The sequence below is a fragment of the Empedobacter sp. UBA7494 genome, from assembly GCF_002478465.1.
In the GTDB taxonomy this organism is placed as follows: Bacteria; Bacteroidota; Bacteroidia; order Flavobacteriales; family Weeksellaceae; genus Empedobacter; species Empedobacter falsenii_B.
Window position 1 is genome coordinate 28,959 of the sequence record NZ_DLOC01000085.1, and the last position, 20,827, is coordinate 49,785.

Consider the following 20,827-nt stretch of genomic DNA (forward strand, 5'->3'; position numbering starts at 1 on the left):
TTGTAAATGTTAGAGAAATCTTAAGTTTATAATAGTTTTAAAAATGTTTTAACAGATGAGGAGAAATTTAAAAAACTTGTTTGTATTAGGAGGACTTCTTTTAGGAGCTTCTTTATATGCGCAAGAAAAGACTGTTACAGGAACTGTAACAGACTCTGATGGACTTCCTGTTGCTGATGCAGTAGTGAAGACAACTTCAGGAAAGGAAGCTTATACTGACGAAAATGGAATGTTTAGTATTGAGGCTAAGCAAGGAGATTTAGTAACAGTGGAAGCGATGGGGTTACCAACTCAGAGTTTCGCAGTTGGTGCAGGTTCAGAATATAAAGTAACACTTAAACCTTCTGAAACAGTAGAGTTAGAAGGAGCTGTAGTAACAGCAATGGGAATTACTAGAGAGAAAAAATCTTTAGGTTATGCTTCTCAAAAATTAGATGCAGATCAAATTAATTCTACACCGACAAATAACTTCTTGAATAATTTATCAGGAAAAGTAGCAGGACTAGAAGTTAAAGCAAATTCTAATTTTGGAGGATCTACAAATATTGTTTTAAGAGGGGCTAAAAGTATTACAGGGAATAATCAAGCTTTAATTGTTGTTGATGGTGTGCCTATTAATAACTCAAATTTGAGTTCTTCAAATGCTTCAACAGGTAGATCTGGATTTGATTTTGGTAACTCAGCTTCTGATATGGATCCAAATAATATTGAATCAATCAATGTCCTTAAAGGAGCTGCGGCAACGGTATTGTATGGTAGTGAAGGAGCTAATGGTGTGATAATGATCACGACTAAAAAAGGTAAGAAGAATCAAGCATTAGGTATAACATTAAATTCTACAGTTTCTGTTGGAGAAATTGATAAATCTACTTTTGCTAAATATCAAGATCAATATGGTGCTGGATATAATGGTGAAGACGATTTTACATATGAAAATGGAAACATTTATTCTTCTTTTGGCTCAGATGGTTCTTATGGTCCTCGTTATGACCCAAGTAAAATGGTTTATCAATGGAATGCTTATGCTCCAGGTAATCCAAATTTTGGAAAAGCTACTCCATGGCAAATGGCAAAAAATGGTCCAGCTAGCTTTTTTCAGAATTCATATTCATATGTAAATAGTGTAAACTTATCTGGGGGTAGTGATATAAGTACCTTTAATTTTACATTTACTAACAATAATGAAAAAGGTACTCTACCTAACAGTAAGTTGAATAGAAATATTATTAATGGTAACTATTCTTATAAACTTGCAGATAATTTAACAGCGTCTACTTTTATGACTTTTACGAACCAAAATACTGTTGGTCGTAATAGTGTAGGTTACAGTGATAATGTACTTACAGGATTTAGACAATGGTGGCCTACTAATGTTGATATTAGAGAGTTAAAACAAGAATATTTTAGAGATCGTAATAATATTACTTGGAATATCAATGATCCAGCAAATGGTGATTTCGGAGTAGCTTATTGGAATAATCCTTACTGGGATCGTTATGAGAATTATGAAGAAGATTGGAGAACTCGTGTTTTAACTGGTGGTAGTTTAAGTTGGGATGTTACAAGTAAGTTTAACATTTTAGGACGTGTAACAGTTGATTATTCTCATGATAGACAAGATCAAAGAAAAGCTGTAGGTAGTCATGCAGAAGAGTTTGGAGTAGCAGCAGCTGATGAAACTTCTGGTTACTGGGTGTATCAAAGAGATTTCTTACAAACTACTTACGATTTAATAGCTCGTTATACAACGAATATTTCTGATAGAATTGGAGTAGGTTTAGTAGGAGGATACACATATAAACATGCTAAAGTAAATGCGATTGAAGCTTCTACAACAGGAGGATTAGTTGTACCTGGAGTTTATAGTTTAAGCAATACGGTTGTGAACTACGCACCTATTGAAACTAGATTAAAATACGATAAATTAGGTGTTTATGCTCAGGCATCGTTTGATTTAGATAAGACATGGTTTTTAGAAGGTTCTGTACGTAATGATCAATCAACAGCTATTCATCCTGATGCAAAACGTTCTTATTGGTATTATTCATTTGGAACAAGTTTAGTATTGTCTGAGTTAATAAAAGCTGATTGGATTAATTTCATGAAAGTGCGCGCAAGTTATGCTGTAGTTGGTAATGACCCAGTATATGGACAAACTGGATATAGAACAAATAATGGAGTTTTAAACGGTAATGCATTAAGTCAAAATTCTTCTTCATATGTAAATGTTTTAAATCTAAAACCAGAAAATACAAAAAGCTGGGAAGTTGGTTTTGAAGGTTCATTCGCAAAAAGACGTGTTAATTTAGATTTATCATTCTATAAAACAAACACAACAGATCTTATTTTTAATGTACCACAATCAACATCTACAGGTTATACTTACTCTTTAGTAAATGCAGGTGAAACAGAAAATAAAGGAATTGAGGTTAGTTTAAACTTAGTACCAATCCGTTCTGAAAATTTCCAATGGGACATGACAATTAACTGGGCTAAGAATAAAAATAAAGTAATTTCATTAAATGAAGGACGAGATAATTTACAATTAGCATCATTCCAAGCTACTTCTCTTAATGCAACTGTAGGTGAAGCTTATGGTACAATTAGAGGTATTGATTATACTTATGATGCAAATGGTAATAAAATTGTAGATGCTGATGGTTATTATGTGATGAAGAGCGATCAAGTCTTAGGAAATATACAAGCTGATTGGACAGGAGGTATCCATAATAAGTTTAGATATAAAAATGTAACTTTAGGATTTTTGGTTGATGTGAAAAAAGGAGGAAGTTTATTCTCATTAGATCAATATTATGGACAGTATACTGGTTTATATCCTAATACAGTTGGTAATAATGACTTAGGTAATCCTTTAAGAAATCCATTGTCACAAGGTGGAGGTGTTATTCTACCTGGAGTAAAAGAAGGAAGTAATGGAGTTGCAAACGATGTGAGAATTGATCGTTCTCATGCTGATGATTCATTATTCCCTCACAAAGAATTTGTTTATGATGCATCATATGTAAAATTAAGAGAAGTTAGTCTTTCGTATGTTTTACCAGAGAAATTATTGCGTAATACATTTGTAAAAGGAGCGTCTTTTAGTTTATTAGGTAATAATTTATGGATTATTCATAAAAATGTACCTTATGCAGATCCTGAAGCAGGTATGTCATCAGGAAATATTCAAGGGTATCAATCTGGTGTAATGCCTACTACAAGAGTTTACTCTTTTAATGTTAAATTTAATTTTTAAGACAAAATGAAAAAGTTATTCTTATCAATATCAGTTGTATCACTTTTAGGATTAACATCATGTATTAATGATGATCCTGATTATAACAAAGATGATGGAAAATTATATGATGTACCGGCTCAAACCTTATTATCAAATGTAGAGAAGTCATTAACAGATCAAATGACAACTCCAAATGTTAATTCAAATGTATTTAGGTTTTTCCAACAATATTGGGCTACAACAATGTATCAGAATGATGCAAGGTTTAATTTTACTGGAACAAGAAAAGTTCCAGATAATCACTGGACTACATTATATAGAAGATTGGGAGATTTAAAATCTGCTAAAGAAATTGTAAATAAAGAAGTTAAACCAAGTTCACAAGATCAAGCAGAATTTGATAAAATTCAGAAAAATAAAATAGCAGTTCTTGATTTAGTTCAAGTTTATATTTATCAAATTATTGTTGACTCTTTTGGAGATGTACCATACAAAGAGTCTTTAGACCCTTTAAATGTGTTGCCTAAATACGATAATGACCAAGATATCTATCCTGATTTAATAGCAAGGGTAAATAAAGATTTAGCTGATATGGATATTTCTCAAGGTTCCTTTACAACAGGAGATTTTTTCTATAATGGAAATGTGGCTAAATGGGTTGAGTTTGGAAATTCATTAAAAATTAAATTAGGTATTAATCTTGCGGATGTAGATGCTGCTTTAGCTAAAACGACTATAGAAAGTGCTTTTGCTGGAGCTATTAAAGATGAATCGCAAAATACTGTATTTGCTTATCCTTCTACATCTCCTAATTATAATCCTATATATGCTAATGTAATTGCAAGTAATCGTTCTGATTTTGTTCCTGCTGATACATTTGTAAATAGATTAGTTGAATTAGGAGATCCTAGAATTAATGGTTATTTCACAAAAAATAATGATGGAATATATAAAGGTGGTGTTGTAGGTAAATCGAATACCTATTCAGCATTATCTCATATTTCTGATGTATTAGTAAAAGCTGATGCTCCAGGTTATTTGTTTCAAAATTATGAAATTAACTTTTACTTAGCAGAAGCTGCTTCAAGAGGATTCTCTGTAGGAGGATCAGCGAAGGATTTCTATGAAAAGGCCGTTACTCAATCAATTATTGCAAATGGAGGAACAGAGACTGATGCTGTAGCGTATTTAGCTAAGTCTGAAGTATCATTCAGTGCAGCTAATTGGAAAAAATTAATTGGAGAACAATCTTGGATTGCATTTTTTAATAGACCATTTGAGTCTTGGAATAGCTATCGTAGATTAGATTACCCTATTTTATCGGCTCCTAATGCGGTTGCAGCAGCAGATGGAAAAGTACCTACTAGATATACTTATCCAATTAATGAACAAACTGTTAATAATGCTAATTGGCAAGCAGCTGGTAAGGCAATTGGTGGTGATAAATTAACTACAAAAGTATTTTGGGATATATTCTAAAATAATTAAAATCATATTAATAAATTAAACCACCTCTTGAGGTGGTTTTTTTATAGCTAAAATTTAGACATAAAAAAGCAGGCTATAAGCCTGCTTTTTTTTATTTTATAATACGCTTCAATTAATTCGAATAATTAGGAGCTTCTTTTGTAATAACAACATCGTGTGGATGAGATTCATGTAAACCAGCACCTGTAATTTTAACGAATTTACCGTTATCAATTAAATCTTGAATTGTTGGAGTTCCGCAGTAACCCATTCCAGCACGTAATCCACCGCATAATTGGTAAACAACTTCTGCAATAGAACCTTTGTGAGGAACACGACCTTCAATTCCTTCTGGAACTAATTTTTTCGCATCAGCTTGGAAATAACGATCTTTAGAACCACGTTTCATTGCAGCTAATGATCCCATTCCTTGATAAGCTTTAAATTTACGACCTTGGAAAATAATTTCTTCTCCTGGTGCTTCATCTGTTCCAGCGAATAAACTTCCTAACATCACCAAGTTTGCCCCAGCAGCAACCGCTTTTACAATATCACCTGATAATTTGATTCCACCATCTCCAATAATCGAAACATTTCTTGTTTTTGCATAAGAATGTACATCATGAATAGCAGAAAGTTGAGGTACACCAACACCAGCTACAACACGAGTTGTACAGATAGAACCAGGTCCAACACCAACTTTTAAAGCATTTGCTCCAGCATCAATCAAAGCTTTTGCTGCTTCAGCAGTTACAATATTTCCACCCACGATATCTAATTCAGGGAAAGCATTTCTAACTTCAGCAACTTTACTAATAACTCCAGCAGAATGTCCGTGAGCTGAATCTAACGCTACGATATCAACACCTTTGTTTACTAAAGCTTGAACGCGTTCTAATGTATCAGCACCAACTCCAACTCCTGCACCAACACGTAAACGACCTTTTGTATCTTTACATGCATTAGGGAATTCAGTTAAATTGTCAATATCTTTTATCGTAATTAATCCGATTAATTTATTGTTTTCGTCAACGATTGGTAATTTTTCGATACGGTAACGAGAAAGAATTTCTTTTGCTTTCTTAAGGTCAGTATCAATATCAGAAGTTACAATATTTTCTTTTGTCATCACATCTTCTACCAATTGATCGAAGTTTTCTTGGTAACGAATATCACGATTTGTAATAATTCCAACCAATGTTCTATCCTCTTCAACAACAGGTAAACCAGAGATTTTGTATTTCTCCATTAAGTTTACAGCGTCTTGCAACTTGTGATGACGAGATAAAGTAATTGGATCAGAAATCATTCCGTTTTCCGAACGTTTTACCATATCAATTTCATTCGCTTGTTCTTCGATCGACATATTTTTGTGAACGAAAGATAAACCTCCTTCACGCGCTAATGCAATTGCTAATCTTGCTTCGGATACAGTATCCATCGCAGCAGAAACTATCGGAATGTTAAGGGTAATATTGTCTGTGAATCTTGTTTGTAGAGATACTTGGTTCGGTAATATCTCTGAGTAGGCAGGCACTAATAACACATCGTCAAAAGTGAAGCCCGTTTGTAGAATTTTGTCTGTTAAAGGCATTGCTTTTTGCATTGCAAATTTAGATGAAAAAAGTTTAGAATCAAAACTATTTGAGAAAATGTATCTTTATTTTGAAGGATTTGATGTTTTGTTAATATGTAAATGAATCGATTAGAAAATTTAAAATTAATTTAAAAATATGCGATAAATGCATATTGTTTAGATGTGATTGTAATCAGAATTTAATCATCTCAATCCTAAGCTATATCAATTTTTTATCTTATTTTCGCAAGATAGTTTATTAAAACAAAATGGATATAAATTTCAAAAAGTGGAACAACATCTTGGGTGTTGCGATGTTCTTGATAGCGACAATATTGTATTTGGCGTCGATGGAACGTTACCTGAGTTTGTGGGATTGTGGTGAGTACATTGTGTCATCAGCAAAATTAGGAGTTACGCATGCACCAGGAGCAGCTTTGTTCCAAATAATGGGAGCTGTTTGGTCTGGTTTAGCTTTTGGTGACGGAAGCAAATATGCCATATTAATCAACAGTACATCTGCCTTATATAGCGCAGGAACAATTATGTTTTTGTTTTGGACAATTACATATTTTGCTCGAAAAATGTTTGCAAAAACGCAAGATCCAATGAATGTCGATGCGATTGAACTAAATGCTTCTCAAAAAATTATAACATTAGGAAGTGGATTAGTTGGAGCTGCAATTTTTATGTTTAGCGACACATTCTGGTTTTCTGCGGTAGAAGGAGAAGTTTATGCAATGGCATCTTTCTTCACAGCGTTATTATTTTGGCTGATTACAAGATGGGATCAAGTCGCTGATACACCTAGAGGAAACAAATGGTTGGTAATTATTTCGTTGGTGATTGGTTTATCGGTTGGTGTTCACTTAATGGCAATGTTAGCAATTCCAGCAGTTTGTTTTGTATACTATGCTCGAAAATATAGATTTACAATCAAAAGTTTTTTAATCGCAAATGTTATTACATTGATTATTTTAGCTTTTGTATTCAAAATAATTTTTCCAGTTGTAATGACTTTCTTTGGTAGAACAGAGATTTTTGTAGTCAATAATTTGGGAATGCCTTTCAATTCTGGGACAATTATCGCCACTATTATTTTAATTGCAGTTTTCTATTTTGCGATTAAATTAACTCAGAAATATGGTTCAGCATTATTGAATACAATTTCGTGGTGTGTGATTTTTATGTTGATTGGTTTCTCATGTTGGTTAGTTATTCCGATTCGTGCAAACGCAAATCCTCACATGAATTTGAATGATCCTGATACAGCTTTGGGTGTTTTAGATTATTTTAATCGTGAACAATATGGTTCTTGGCCTGTGATGTACGGACCAGTTTTTACGGCTCATATTGCAAGTGACGGAATTAAGCGTGATACTAATGGAGCGCCAGAAAGTACAGTTCGTAGTTCTGAATATATCAAGGATAAACGTACAGGAAAATATTTGAAAGTTTCGGATCGTTTAGATTATACATATGAAGATAAATATGTGAAGTTTTTCCCTAAAATGTTCAGTCCAGACCCAGGTGTGATGGAGAATTATGCGGCAGTTTATGCTTTTCCAAAATTCTCTTTGAATGCACAATATGCTGGTGATAAAGAAGCGCAACAAATGTACGCTCAATTGGTAGAAAAGCGTCAAAACAGACAATTAAAAGTTGCAGAACTTAAGAAATATGGTGAGATTTTAGATATCGAACCACCTACATTTGGTGAACAATTTAATTACTTTATTGATTACCAAATCAACTATATGTTTATCCGTTACTTTATGTGGAATTTCTCTGGTCGTCAAAACGATTTAGAAGGTAATTTCGAGATTACAAAAGGTAACTGGATTTCAGGAATTCCATTTATTGATAATCCACGTTTAGGAGATCAATCAAAATTACCAGATGAATATAGAAATGATGGAACAAATGTGTATTTCATGTTACCATTATTCTTAGGTTTAATCGGATTATTTACACAATTAAACAGAAATTTTGTCAACTGGTGGTCATTGTTGTCATTGTTTATTTTAACAAGTGTCGGAATCATCTTTTATACATCTGTAAAACCTTTCGAGCCTCGTGAACGTGATTATGCATTGGTAAGCTGTTTCTATGCATTTGCGATTTGGGCAGGATTGGGTGTGCAAGGAGTTTATTTATTACTTCAAAAATTGATGAAGAAAGAATTGAAACCGTCTTTAGCAATTGGAACGACTGTTATTTTAGCTGGTATTCCAATTTTAATGGGAGCTCAAAACTGGGACGATCACGATCGTTCAGAGCGTTCTGTAGCTTATTCTTTGGCGTACAATTATCTGAATCCGCTCGATAAAAACGCTATTCTTTTTGTCTATGGTGACAATGATACTTATCCACTTTGGGGATTACAAGAAACCGAAAATTTCCGTGATGATGTAAAAATTGCGAATTTAACGTTGGCTGCTTCTCCATGGAATTTAGAGCAATTATTACGCAGAACGTACAATGCAGCACCACTTCCAAGTGATTTGAAACCGAAAGATTATCAATCTGGAACTAACGATCAAATTTTTGTGGTTGGAGGTTCAATTAAAAATATTTTTGATCAAATAAATGGTTTCATCAAACCAGGATCTAATCAAACATTAGAAACGTTAAGTCAAATGCCAATCGAGCAAGTTGCTCAATATTTATCTGATCCTGAAATTGATCCAAACCAAGTGATGTCAGTTTATAAAAGTTTAAAACCTTTACAAAAATATATCACAACAGATAGTATGACCGCTAAAGAAGCGATGGATTTTATTTTAGATAATAAATCACCAGAAAAACAAGCTTTAGCAGATTATTTTGGTTATCCAATTGGTGGAGCAAATTATTTACCTGTTTCTAAAATTGTAGTTCCTGTAAATAAAGCAAACGCGCTAAAATATGGAATTGTAAGTGCAAAAGATGCAGATAAAATGGTTGATTCAATCACAATTAATATCAAAGCGTCAAGTTTGTTCAAAAACAATTTATTGTTGTTGTCAATGATGGCGAAATACAATTGGGATCGTCCTATTTACTTTAGTGGTGGAGGAATTTCTGATCCAGAAAATACATTCTATATGAATGATTATTTATTGAATGCTGGAATGAGTTATAAATTAGTTCCGATTTATACCCCTTTTGGTAAAGGAGGAATTATTGGAGCTTCTGATAATGATATGTTGTTAAGAACATTCAATTCTTACAAATGGTCTGGATACAATAATCCTGATGCGTCATTTAGTTTGACAGAGCGTAACTATACATCTTCTTATAGAAATACTGCTGTTCGTTTGGCAGATGATTTATTGAATGCTGGACGCAAAAAAGAAGCGATTACAGTTTTAGACAAAGTGATGTTAGAAATTCCTGCTTTAGCGAAATACGACATTGGTTATGGAGTAAGTAGAATTGCCGGAATTTATTTGAAAGCTGGAGAGGATAAAAAAGCGCAAGAATTGTTTGCACATGTTCGTAAAGAAGCAAATGCGAAAATAGCTTTCTTTGAGTCGTTGCCTTCAGGGAAAGGATATTCAATTGGTTCAGATTTAGCCGCGGCTAAAAATGATTTGATGATGTCAATCTACAACGAAGCTTCCGCTTTAGGTGAAAGAGGTGATAAAGAAAAAGCATTGAAAGTTTTCGAATCTGCTTATAATCCTGTTTTGAAGAAATTCGAAACCTTATATAAAGAAGTTGTGGCAGATGGAAAAGTTGACGCAGCTGATCAAGCAAAAATCATGAATCAGTTTAATTATTTAGACGAAATGATTGGTGTAGCTGCAGAAATTGATACCAATTATGCAAAACAACAGCAGAATATTTTATACAAAATGGTCGGACAATAAGTCAAATCAATAAAAATAGAAAAGCTCCAAAATTATTTTGGAGCTTTTTTTGTGAAATAAAGTTTTGAATATTAAGTAATTGTTATTTTTAGTGTGTTTTATCATTATTGAGTTTTGGAGTTTGGCACACAAATTGAAATTATACTAATAAGTTTAACAAAATTGTAAATATTTTAAAACATTATAAAAATGAAAAAAGTATTATTAACAGCTGCTTTCGCAGTAGCAGGTATGATTGGAGTTTCAGCGCAAACAACAGGAGTTGAAGGTACAGTACACGTAGGTATTCCAGTAGGAGACGCATCAGACGTTTCATCATTCAACGTAGGAGTTGATTTAGCTTACTTACATCCAATTGCTAGTAACTTTAAATTAGGTGCTAAAGTTGGATACGATCATTTTATTGGAAAAGACATTAAAGTAAATAATGTTGTTATAGCAGAAAAAGAAGATGTTGGATTTATTCCATTAGCAGCTACAGCAAAATATGAATTTGCAAATAGTAATATCTTTGTTGGTGCAGACTTAGGTTATGCATTTTCAACTAAAGATGGAATTGATGGAGGTTTATTTTGGCAACCTAAAATTGGATACTCTGCTCCAACATGGGATCTATATGCAGGATATAAAGGAATCTCTGCGGGTCCAGAAAATACGAATACAGTAGATTATAATTTTGATGCAGTATCTATCGGATTTGCTTATAAATTCTAATTAAAGAACAACTTATAATTGATACAAGCTACATCGAAAGATGTAGCTTTTTTTGTATTAATATGGTTTTTTGAATGTTAAAATTTAGTTGTTAAGTAGTTTTAAGTCACTTGATTAAAGTTTTAAGTATTTCTTTTTAACATTATTTGGCACAAGACTTGAAATTATGCATACATCATAATTAAAACTATAAAATTTAAAAAGATGAAAAAATTATTTTTTATTGCTGCTGCAATGTTAGGAGTTGTTAGTTTGAGCGCACAAGAAAAAACAACATCGTCACAATTTGGTATTAAATCAAGTGCAAATATGTCTTCATTTAACGGAAAAGACGTGAACAATAACGATTATAAGGTTGGTTTTGGAGCTGGTTTGTATGGACATTTTCCAATTACAGAACAGTTTGCAGTTCAGCCAGAGGTTAATTTTACACGAATGGGGGGACGAGAAAAAACTGACGTAACAGAAGTTGGAAACACGACGGTAAAAAATTACAATAAAACGACTTTAGATTATATTCAAGTTCCAGTAATGCTTCAATTTTATCCTGCTGGAAGTCGCTTTAATATAGAGGCTGGACCTCAATTTGGATACAATGTATACGCGAGTAATAAAACGCAAGTTAGTACCTATGTAAATAATACCGTGTACAATACGGAAGAAAAAACTGACATTAAAGATAATGTGAAAGATTTTGATTTCGGTGTTAACTTTGGTTTGGGATATAATGTAACAGATAATATCAATGTTGGAGCGAGATACTATATGGGATTAACTAAAATAGGAGATAATAAAAACAACAACAATGTAGAAGTTGGTGATGTAAAAAATCATTCGTTTTCTGTAGGAGTTGGATATTCGTTCTAATCGAGAATATTTAAGTATAAATAAAAAGGATTCTGAGTTTTTCAGAATCCTTTTTTATGTTTTTATAGATTTTAGTATTAATCTTTCAATGCAATTTTTTTTATCGATTGTGTCAAAATTATTTTATTAATAATGAATAAAATAATCACGATGATTAATCCAAAACCAATAACTTCCCAAACGTGAGAAGTTTCTGTTGCCATAAATTTTCCGACTTTTTCTTTGATAATATCTAAAACAAAATAAACCAGCGGAATCGAAATAAGATAACTAATTAACATAAATATAATCGAAAATTTAAGATACGGACGAGCTAATTGATTGATGTTGTATCCAATCAAAAATAAATCTTTCGTTTTGTGTTTATTCTTTTCAATCATCAATTGAAAATTGATAATCATTAACCAAATCGCTGCAAAAACAATGATTAATCCAATAAATAAAACCAACGAAAAAGCTAATTTTAGATAATACGTCAGTTCATTATTTTTCAATTCGTCTTTGTTGATATCATAATTTTGTTGCTCAAAATAAGTCGAAGCATTTTCGTCACCTTGAGATTTCGTTTCAACAACAATTCGCGAAGGTTCTGTATTTTTTTGAGGTGCATAAGTATGATTTGCCCACTCCAAAAAGTTTTCGGGAACTAAAATGGTATTAATTTTAGTCGTAAAATCGACAATTCTCGCTTGATATACTTTCTGATTTTCTCCTTTTCCTAAAACCAATTGAAAAGGAATTTTAGTAAATAATCCTTCCGAAACTTGTGGTAAACCTTGACTTGTTGCAAAACCGAAATTGTACAAATTCAAATAACTTTTTGGAATAATAATCGGAATAAAATCTTGTCCTTCTTGCCATTTCCAATCTGATTCTTTTACATCAATGAAATCTTCTGGAACAGATTCAAAAAATAAATCAGTCGAAAAACCACGAATTCCAGCAACACCACCAACTTGCAATTTCACAGGAAATTGACTGCTTTTGAATGTTCCAACTTTTGCAACAAAATTCTGTGATTTCAAATCATTAATTTCATCTTCACTAAAACTTGGTTTTTCACCAGTCAACGTTTGTAAAGACGATATTTTTTTGTTTAAGACCACATAATTTGCTTTCCAAACTGAACTATCTTCTCCAAAATTTTTGGCATAATCCAAATAAATTGTTCCAGCTAAAATCAAGATGAAAAATCCAATAATTGAGAAAAAACAAAAGGTTGTAATTCGTAAAAAACTTAGGTTTTTACGAACTAATTTTTCGATTAAAGTTTTAGAGTTGAATGACATTTGTAAGGCGTTTATCGTGAATTTCGTGTAAGCTTGTAAAGATGATTCCAGCGTTATTTTTTGCAGCTTCTTTGGTAACCAAATCAATCAAAAGTTGTTGATTCATTTCATCTAAATGGCTAAAAGGTTCGTCCAAAAGTAGAAAATCAAATGGTTGACAAAGTGCGCGAATCACCGCAATTCGTTGACGTTGACCATAAGAAAGATGAATCGCTTTTTGATGTAAATGACTTTTTAAACCAACTTTTTCAATCCATTCAATAATTTGATTTTCAGATTGATGTTGTGTTAATACATTTTTTAATTGGATATTTTCCATCAAAGTTAATTCTTCAAACAAATGCAAACCTTGAAAAACATACGCAATTTTTTCGCGTCTAATTTTTGTCCAATCATTCAAAGAATAATTCTTAATATTTTGTCCATCAAACAAAACTTCTCCGTCATAATCTTTTCTATCACCGTACAAAATATTAATCAACGTCGATTTTCCAACACCAGAATGTGCAACGATTTGATAAATATTTCCGCTTGAAAAAGTGTATGTATTTTTCCAAATTTCAGATTGTTCGAACCCAAATTCTTTCAAAGGATGCGGAACAAGTTGACTGATTTTAATTTCCATTTTGTTGTGCAGCTTGATTGAAAAATAGTGAATAAGCTTGGTCCAAAAGTAAGAAAATCACTTCCAAACTATTTTTATCCGTCTTTTTCATATGTATTTTTCCTGTTTTTGTGTATTCATTCGAAACGCGGTAATCGATGTGATCAAAATAAGATAAAACCGTTTGCATTTCTTTCGTGTTTCCGAACGGAATTTGTTGATAAATATATTTTTGAACTTCTTTTGGATATTGATCAAAATTTAGATTCACGTAACCAAACATTGGATTTGAAGCGTTTGTAGCGTATCCTGTTGTGACAAAATTTGAAGAACTTACCATTTTGTTCAAATATTGATTCATAATCGATTGATTATTTGTGATGTACATCAAATTGTTTTTGTATGTCATATAAATCTTCATATTTGTCGAAATTGGTAACATGTAATAAGGTCCAATTTTCTGAATATTTTCTTGATGAGATTTAATAAATTTGTTGAAGAAAAGATCGTTTTTCATTTTTCCTCCCAAAACAAATTGAGGATAAACAACTTGCTTGATAAAAGCTTCTTTCTTCCCAAAAAAGTCATTTGGATTAAATGCTTTTCCGATCTCAAAATCATATACACTAAACAAAGCTTCGCCTTCAAAACTTTGTTCTAATTTGTTCAAATCAATTTCATATTGTTCTAAAAAAGTAGTCAAGAAATTCTGATTTTCGAACACATAACGCGTGTTGGTAGGATAAATTCCAAGTCCAATGTTCATGTAACTTTGCGCAGGAAAATACTTGAAAAAATCAGTATTGATTTTTGATTTCCACATCGGATGTTTTTGTAATTTAACTTTTGTAATCGCATCTGGATGAAATTTCTGTGTAAAACTAATTCCGTCCGAAGTAAATGAAATAAAATTGACCCAAGAACTTTTTGTGAAATCAAGGTTTTTCTTTTCAGAACTTTCATGTTTCGAGAAGTTTTTCAAGAAATTTCCAGTGTACCAAATGTTGATATCCTGCGAGTTTTTAACAAAATCTCCAAAGCTGTTATTTTCTTTCGCAAGTGAATGTTTGTCGTTGATAATTTTCGCGAAATAATCTTGAATCGCTTTTTCTCCAACACCAAATTCAGAAACAATCAATAAAAATTGAGATTTGTTCCAAGCCATAAACGGTTTATTGAATCCAGAAATTGTTGTAAAACCATCTTTCTTTTCAAACGAAATATCTTTTTTGTATAAACCTTTGTAAATGGTTGATAAATGTTTTTCAAATTGATGTTTGTCACGCATATTTGTAATCAACGCAACCATATTTTTTTCATTAATTTTTTGTCCAAAAATGTAAATAGGGCTGATAATATCTATGCCTGCTGAAGTCGGATTGTTTTTGATATCATTTAATAATTGATCAAAAGTTGGATCTTGATTTTTAAGTTCGCCTTCGGCTAATTGATAAATTTTATATTGTTCTAATTTCTGAAAATTACCTTTTTCTGCAATTGATTTTGGATTTATCAACGCAACAAAATCTACATCTGTAGGAATCAAAACCGTATAATCTTCGTTTTTGGAACAACTTGCAAAAAGCAAAATTAGAAATAGAATTGAGTAATATTTGAAGCCTTTTTTCATCGAAAAAATATCTTTAAAAATTGTTGTTAATTATTTGTTTAATCCTGAATTAAATCTGAAATCATCTGATTTTTATTCAAGAATTGTTAAATCTATAATATTGGTATAAATTTAAGCAATTATTAATATGATTTTCGTTTCTATAACAATAAAAATATGTAAAAATTTCTTATATTCGCACTCCTTGATTTAGAAGAAATAAGAAAGAATTCGATGGCAAAAAAGTTTAGAGAATATAAGCACTTAGACTTGGTACAAGTCTCAAAAGAAACGTTAGAAGAATGGAAACAAAATAATGTTTTCGAAAAAAGTATTTCTACGCGTGATGGAAATCCATCTTTTGTGTTCTATGAAGGTCCTCCTTCTGCAAACGGAAAGCCAGGGATTCACCACGTTTTAGCACGTTCTATCAAAGATATATTTTGTCGTTACCAAACCTTGAAAGGAAAACAAGTTTTTCGTAAAGCGGGTTGGGATACGCATGGTTTACCAGTAGAATTGGGAACTGAGAAAGAATTAGGAATTACCAAAGAAGATATTGGAACTAAAATTTCAATTGAAGAATATAACGAAGCGTGTAAACGTACAGTAATGCGTTACACAGATTTGTGGAATGATTTGACTGAAGAAATGGGTTATTGGGTGGATATGGAAGATCCATATATCACGTATAAACCAAAATATATGGAGTCTGTTTGGTGGTTGTTGAAGCAAATTTATAACAAAGATTTGTTGTACAAAGGTTATACAATTCAACCATATTCTCCTAAAGCTGGTACAGGCTTATCTTCACACGAGTTAAATCAACCAGGAACTTATCAAGATGTTACAGATACAACGATTGTTGCTCAATTTAAAGTAAACAAAGATTCTACAGATTTATTCAATGATTTTGATGGAGATGTGTATTTCTTAGCTTGGACAACAACACCTTGGACGTTGCCATCAAATACAGCGTTAACAGTTGGTCCAGATATCGATTATGTTGTAGTTGAAACATTCAATCAATATACATTCGAGCCAATTCGCGTAATTTTAGGAAAACCATTGGTTGCTAAACAATTCGGTAAACCATATTTCTTAGCAGAAACAGAAGAAGATTTTAAAGTTTATGCGGCAGGAAATAAGACAATTCCTTATAGAATTGTAGGAGAATACAAAGGTGCTGATTTTGTTGGAACTCGTTATGAGCAACTATTACCTTGGGCGTTGCCTTACGAAAATGCAGAGAATGCTTTCCAAGTAATTCCTGGAGATTTCGTAACAACAGAAGATGGTACAGGTATCGTACATACTGCGCCTACTTTTGGTGCGGATGATGCGCGTGTTGCAAAAGAAGCTGGTGTTCCACCAATGTTGGTATTAGATACGCATGGAAATGCTGTTCCTTTAGTAGATTTACAAGGTCGTTTTGTGGCTGATTTACCAGAAGGTTATGGAGGTAAATATGTAAAAAATGAATATTACGATGATGGAACTGCTCCTGAAAAATCGGTTGATGTAGAAATCGCGATTTTATTAAAAGAGCAAAACAAAGCCTTCAAAGTAGAGAAATATAAACACAGTTACCCACATTGTTGGAGAACAGACAAACCTATTTTATATTATCCATTAGATTCTTGGTTTATCAAGGTAACGGATGTGAAAGACCGTATGGTTGAATTGAATAAAGAAATCAATTGGAAGCCTAAAGCGACTGGAGAAGGACGTTTCGGAAACTGGTTAGAAAATGCCAATGATTGGAATTTATCTCGTTCTCGTTATTGGGGAATTCCATTGCCAATATGGAGAACTGAAGAAGGGGATGAAGTTACAGTAATTGGTTCCGTAGAAGAATTAGTTGCTGAAATTGAAAAATCAATTGCGACAGGCGTAATGACTTCTAATCCTTTCCAAAATTTCGAAGTTGGAAATATGACAGAAGAAAACTATGATTTAATCGACTTACACAAAAATGTAGTAGATGAAATTACATTAGTTTCTGAATCAGGAAAACCAATGAAACGCGAAGCGGATTTGATTGACGTTTGGTTTGATTCTGGAGCAATGCCTTATGCGCAAGTTCACTATCCATTCGAAAATAAAGAATTGATTGATAATGGAACAATGTATCCAGCTGATTTTATTGCAGAAGGTGTCGATCAAACACGTGGTTGGTTCTATACATTACACGCAATCGGAACATTAGTTTTTGATTCGAAAGCATATAAAAATGTAATGTCAAACGGATTGGTATTAGACAAAAATGGTCAAAAAATGTCAAAACGTTTGGGGAATGCTGTCGATCCATTCGATACATTGGCAACTTATGGTCCTGATGCAACACGTTGGTACATGATTGCGAATGCGCAACCTTGGGAAAACTTAAAATTTGATATTGCTGGAGTGGACGAAGTTCGTCGTAAATTCTTCGGAACATTATATAATACCTATTCATTCTTCGCATTATACGCGAATGTGGACGGATTTACATTTGAAGAAGAAGAAATTCCTGTAAATGAAAGAGCTGAATTAGATCAATGGATTATTTCTGAATTGAATACATTAACGAAAAAAGTTGATGCCTTTTTAACAGATTATGAACCAACAAAAGCGGCTCGTGCTATTCAAGAATTTGTGATAGATAATTTATCAAACTGGCACGTACGTTTATCAAGAAGACGTTTCTGGAGAGGTGATTATTCGAAAGATAAAATTGCAGCTTACCAAACATTGTACAAAGTTTTAGAAACGGTTTCAATTTTAGGTTCTCCAATTGCACCATTCTTCATGGATCGTTTGTACAAAGATTTGAATGCAGCTACAGGTAAAAATCCTGCAGAATCTGTGCATTTAGCAGATTTCCCCGTTGCAGACGAATCATTGATTAAAACCGAATTAGAAGAACAAACGCATTTAGCACAAACGGCGACAAGTATGATTTTATCACTTCGTAAATTGAGTGATAACAAAGTACGTCAACCATTACAAAAAGTAATGATTCCTGTATTGAATGATACGATGAAAGCTAATTTGGAAGCTGTATCAGAATTATTGAAACAAGAAGTTAACGTTAAAGAAATTCAACTTTTAACAAACGAAGAAGCATCAAGTCTTTTAGTGAAATCTATTAAACCTAATTTCAAGACTTTAGGTCCGAAATATGGAAAAGAAATGAAAGCTATTTCGGCTGCTACAGCAGAATTAACGAATGAAGAAATTGTTAAATTAGAGCAATCAGGTAAAATAGATTTGTTAATTGACAACAAAACATTAACTTTAGTTTTAGAAGATTTTGAAATCGCTACAAAAGACATCCCAGGATGGACTGTTGCTTCTAATTCTACATTGACAGTAGCACTTGATTTAAAATTAACTGAAGTATTAATTAATGAAGGTGTTGCACGTGAATTGGTAAATAGAATTCAAAATATACGTAAAGAAACCGGACTAGAAGTAACCGACAAAATTATACTTAACTTAAAAAATGATGAATCAATCGTAAATGCAGTCGAGCAAAACAAAGATTACATTTGTTCTGAAACATTAGCTGAAGATCTTGTTTTACAAGACCAAGTTGCAAATGGAGCAGAGGTTGAAATTAATGGATTGATGACGCAAATTGCGATTACAAAACTGTAAGCGTATGGCAACAACAGATGAAAAAGTAAGGTACTCTGATGCAGAGTTGGAAGAGTTTAGAGCAATAATTCAAGAGAAATTAGATCAGGCTATAAAAGATTATGAATTATTGAAAGAAGCTTACACAAACGATAGTAACAATGGAACGGACGATACGTCACCAACTTTCAAAGCGTTTGAGGAAGGTTCTGAAACCATGTCGAAAGAACAAAATGCACAATTAGCAGCACGTCAAGATAAATTTATCCGCGACTTGAAAAATGCATTGTTACGTATTTCGAACAAAACATACGGTATTTGCCGTGTAACAGGAAAATTAATTAACAAAGATCGTTTGAAATTAGTTCCGCATGCTACATTAAGCATCGAAGCTAAAAATATGCAACGTTAATCAAGTATTTTGAAAAAAGTAGTACTCATTACCATTTTGGTTTTAATCATAGACCAAATCTCAAAATTTTACGTAAAAACACACTTTTTTTTAGGTGAAGACGTAGATGTTTTGGGTTGGTTTAAAATAGCATTTGTAGAAAATCCTGGAATGGCATATGGTATGCATTTCGGAGGAGAAACTGGTAAAATCGTTTTATCACTTTTACGAATTGCTCTAATCGGAATGATTATCTACTATATTAATGCATGGTCGAAAAAACTAAATAATAATTTCTTTATCATTCCGATTGCGCTTGTTTTGGCAGGGGCAATAGGGAATGTGCTTGATGGAATTTTTTATGGCGTTATTTTCGATAAAGGAACTACTTACAATGAAATGTTTCAGGATTGGGTAGGGTATCAAGGTATCGCACAAGCAAACTTTGCTGGTTATTCTGGTTGGTTTACGGGCTGTGTCGTAGATATGCTTTATTTCCCAATTGTGGAGTTTGATTGGCCTTCTTGGATTCCAATTGTAGGCGGACAACATTATAAGTTCTTTCAGCCTGTATTTAATATCGCAGATTCGGCTATTTTTATTGGAGGACTTACTTTGTTCCTTTTCCGTAAAAAAGCCTTTACAACAAAAAATGGTATAAGATTAAGATTTTAAAAAGATAATCCCTCAGTTCAAATACTGAGGGATTTTTTTGTTATATTTATTTGAACAAGAATTGATTTTTATGAATAGTTGGTTTAATCTTTTAACTGAAAGTTGTGACAAAAATGATTTGTCTAAATATGTTACGATTTATCATATCAAAAGTTGTTCTTATGATGAGAGTTTTATAGGTAAAAGTATTTCTTTAGACGATATAATTTCAATCATTAATAAAGATTCTATTAATATTCAAAATGATCTTTTGGAAATATTTGTAGTAATAAAAGAAGATAATATCTGTGATTTAATTGTAATATATAATCCTTTCGAATTATTTGAGAATTCCTATGTTTATAAAGTAATTCCTAATATTAATGAAGAACTGAAGAATCAGTTTATAATTAATTCAGAAAAAGTCAAATGATTATGAAATTGAAAAAATATTTACCATTTGTAATTTTTATAACTATTATCGTATTATATTTATACAGGTGTGTTTATCAAAATAATTCTTATTTTATTAATAATGAAATTCATGCTAAAATTATTAAGGTAAAAAGTTTTGAAAATAAATCACTTCTATTTTACTATAATGAAAAATATTGTATATCAACAGGGGATACTAATAAAGATACATTAAGAGTAGGCGATTCTATTTCGAAAGAAGCTAATTCAAAAGAATTTGATGTTTATAGAAAAAATAAGAAAAATTATATATTTTTCAATACTTATGAGAAAAAGCCTTACTAGGATTACTATTTCAGAGGTGTCATTAATTCATCACTCATAATATCACTTTTCTTGTCGAAGGATAAAAACGTTTTAGAAATATCCTTGTCAAGGTTTCAAACCTTGACAAGGATTTATATTTCTGAACTTTGAGTTTCGTATTTCGAACTTCAAAAAATATAACATGGATCAGTATCAAAAGTTG

At 32.1% G+C, this 20,827-nt stretch carries 14 protein-coding genes; 10 read left to right on the forward strand and 4 right to left on the reverse strand.

All coding sequences use genetic code 11. The annotated features are described in order from the left end of the window. Positions 1-55: 55 nt before the first annotated feature. Positions 56-3,256, forward strand: a complete 3,201-nt coding sequence (locus tag B4E95_RS10180; protein ID WP_291091413.1) for a SusC/RagA family TonB-linked outer membrane protein — start codon at positions 56-58, stop codon at positions 3,254-3,256. A 6-nt stretch (positions 3,257-3,262) separates the two neighbouring features. Then, positions 3,263-4,717 (forward strand): SusD/RagB family nutrient-binding outer membrane lipoprotein, encoded by a 1,455-nt coding sequence (locus B4E95_RS10185; protein ID WP_291091414.1) that lies wholly within the window; start codon positions 3,263-3,265, stop codon positions 4,715-4,717. A gap of 121 nt (positions 4,718-4,838) precedes the next feature. On the opposite strand, the gene guaB is transcribed toward B4E95_RS10185, so the two are convergent. Further along, the gene (guaB, locus tag B4E95_RS10190) at positions 4,839-6,299 is read right to left on the reverse strand and encodes an IMP dehydrogenase (protein ID WP_291064171.1); all 1,461 of its coding nucleotides are present in this window, start codon (positions 6,297-6,299) and stop codon (positions 4,839-4,841) included. Between the two features lie 251 nt (positions 6,300-6,550). On the opposite strand from guaB, the gene B4E95_RS10195 reads away from it, so the two are divergent. The 3 genes from B4E95_RS10195 (at position 6,551) to B4E95_RS10205 (ending at position 11,716) form a co-directional block, all read left to right on the forward strand. Beyond that, positions 6,551-10,135 carry a DUF2723 domain-containing protein gene (locus B4E95_RS10195; protein WP_291091415.1) on the forward strand — a complete coding sequence of 1,195 codons (3,585 nt, stop codon included), beginning with the start codon at positions 6,551-6,553 and terminating at the stop codon, positions 10,133-10,135. Between the two features lie 189 nt (positions 10,136-10,324). Continuing rightward, complete coding sequence (locus tag B4E95_RS10200) at positions 10,325-10,849, forward strand: hypothetical protein (RefSeq protein WP_291091416.1); 525 nt, start codon at positions 10,325-10,327, stop codon at positions 10,847-10,849. 204 nt (positions 10,850-11,053) lie between these two features. After that, on the forward strand, positions 11,054-11,716 hold the full coding sequence (locus B4E95_RS10205) for a porin family protein (RefSeq protein ID WP_291091417.1): 663 nt from the start codon (positions 11,054-11,056) through the stop codon (positions 11,714-11,716). A gap of 77 nt (positions 11,717-11,793) precedes the next feature. Here the strand turns inward: B4E95_RS10205 and B4E95_RS10210 are convergent, their stop codons facing one another. Genes B4E95_RS10210 through B4E95_RS10220 form a run of 3 tightly spaced genes read right to left on the reverse strand, consistent with a single transcriptional unit; the run spans position 11,794 to position 15,239 of the window. Continuing rightward, the gene (locus tag B4E95_RS10210; RefSeq protein ID WP_291091418.1) at positions 11,794-13,005 is read right to left on the reverse strand and encodes an FtsX-like permease family protein; all 1,212 of its coding nucleotides are present in this window, start codon (positions 13,003-13,005) and stop codon (positions 11,794-11,796) included. Continuing rightward, positions 12,989-13,630: an ATP-binding cassette domain-containing protein gene (locus B4E95_RS10215; protein ID WP_291091419.1), complete on the reverse strand. Its 642-nt coding sequence runs from the start codon at positions 13,628-13,630 to the stop codon at positions 12,989-12,991. Before B4E95_RS10215 ends, B4E95_RS10210 begins: the two co-directional genes overlap by 17 nt. Next, positions 13,620-15,239 carry a DUF4836 family protein gene (locus B4E95_RS10220; RefSeq protein WP_291091420.1) on the reverse strand — a complete coding sequence of 540 codons (1,620 nt, stop codon included), beginning with the start codon at positions 15,237-15,239 and terminating at the stop codon, positions 13,620-13,622. Before B4E95_RS10220 ends, B4E95_RS10215 begins: the two co-directional genes overlap by 11 nt. A gap of 213 nt (positions 15,240-15,452) precedes the next feature. On the opposite strand from B4E95_RS10220, the gene ileS reads away from it, so the two are divergent. The 5 genes from ileS to B4E95_RS10245 all read left to right on the forward strand — a co-directional run bounded on the left by ileS (position 15,453) and on the right by B4E95_RS10245 (position 20,643). Beyond that, positions 15,453-18,860: an isoleucine--tRNA ligase gene (gene ileS / locus B4E95_RS10225; protein ID WP_291091421.1), complete on the forward strand. Its 3,408-nt coding sequence runs from the start codon at positions 15,453-15,455 to the stop codon at positions 18,858-18,860. A gap of 4 nt (positions 18,861-18,864) precedes the next feature. Further along, positions 18,865-19,251, forward strand: a complete 387-nt coding sequence (locus tag B4E95_RS10230; RefSeq protein ID WP_115001530.1) for a TraR/DksA family transcriptional regulator — start codon at positions 18,865-18,867, stop codon at positions 19,249-19,251. A 9-nt stretch (positions 19,252-19,260) separates the two neighbouring features. Further along, positions 19,261-19,905 carry a lipoprotein signal peptidase gene (locus B4E95_RS10235; protein WP_291078124.1) on the forward strand — a complete coding sequence of 215 codons (645 nt, stop codon included), beginning with the start codon at positions 19,261-19,263 and terminating at the stop codon, positions 19,903-19,905. A gap of 70 nt (positions 19,906-19,975) precedes the next feature. After that, the gene (locus B4E95_RS10240; RefSeq protein WP_291078126.1) at positions 19,976-20,317 is read left to right on the forward strand and encodes a hypothetical protein; all 342 of its coding nucleotides are present in this window, start codon (positions 19,976-19,978) and stop codon (positions 20,315-20,317) included. Between the two features lie 2 nt (positions 20,318-20,319). Then, the gene (locus tag B4E95_RS10245) at positions 20,320-20,643 is read left to right on the forward strand and encodes a hypothetical protein (protein WP_291078128.1); all 324 of its coding nucleotides are present in this window, start codon (positions 20,320-20,322) and stop codon (positions 20,641-20,643) included. The last annotated feature ends 184 nt before the right edge of the window (positions 20,644-20,827 follow it).

Bases quoted from the DNA above. Each gene is read 5' to 3' on its own strand.
- B4E95_RS10195 (WP_291091415.1), top strand. From the start codon at position 6,551: ATGGATATAAATTTCAAAAAGTGGAACAACATCTTGGGTGTTGCGATG.
- B4E95_RS10200 (WP_291091416.1), top strand. From the start codon at position 10,325: ATGAAAAAAGTATTATTAACAGCTGCTTTCGCAGTAGCAGGTATGATT.
- B4E95_RS10230 (WP_115001530.1), top strand. From the start codon at position 18,865: ATGGCAACAACAGATGAAAAAGTAAGGTACTCTGATGCAGAGTTGGAA.
- B4E95_RS10220 (WP_291091420.1), bottom strand. From the start codon at position 15,239: ATGAAAAAAGGCTTCAAATATTACTCAATTCTATTTCTAATTTTGCTT.
- guaB (WP_291064171.1), bottom strand. From the start codon at position 6,299: ATGCCTTTAACAGACAAAATTCTACAAACGGGCTTCACTTTTGACGAT.
- B4E95_RS10210 (WP_291091418.1), bottom strand. From the start codon at position 13,005: ATGTCATTCAACTCTAAAACTTTAATCGAAAAATTAGTTCGTAAAAAC.
- B4E95_RS10245 (WP_291078128.1), top strand. From the start codon at position 20,320: ATGAAATTGAAAAAATATTTACCATTTGTAATTTTTATAACTATTATC.
- B4E95_RS10180 (WP_291091413.1), top strand. From the start codon at position 56: ATGAGGAGAAATTTAAAAAACTTGTTTGTATTAGGAGGACTTCTTTTA.
- B4E95_RS10205 (WP_291091417.1), top strand. From the start codon at position 11,054: ATGAAAAAATTATTTTTTATTGCTGCTGCAATGTTAGGAGTTGTTAGT.
- B4E95_RS10240 (WP_291078126.1), top strand. From the start codon at position 19,976: ATGAATAGTTGGTTTAATCTTTTAACTGAAAGTTGTGACAAAAATGAT.
- B4E95_RS10185 (WP_291091414.1), top strand. From the start codon at position 3,263: ATGAAAAAGTTATTCTTATCAATATCAGTTGTATCACTTTTAGGATTA.
- ileS (WP_291091421.1), top strand. From the start codon at position 15,453: ATGGCAAAAAAGTTTAGAGAATATAAGCACTTAGACTTGGTACAAGTC.
- B4E95_RS10215 (WP_291091419.1), bottom strand. From the start codon at position 13,630: ATGGAAATTAAAATCAGTCAACTTGTTCCGCATCCTTTGAAAGAATTT.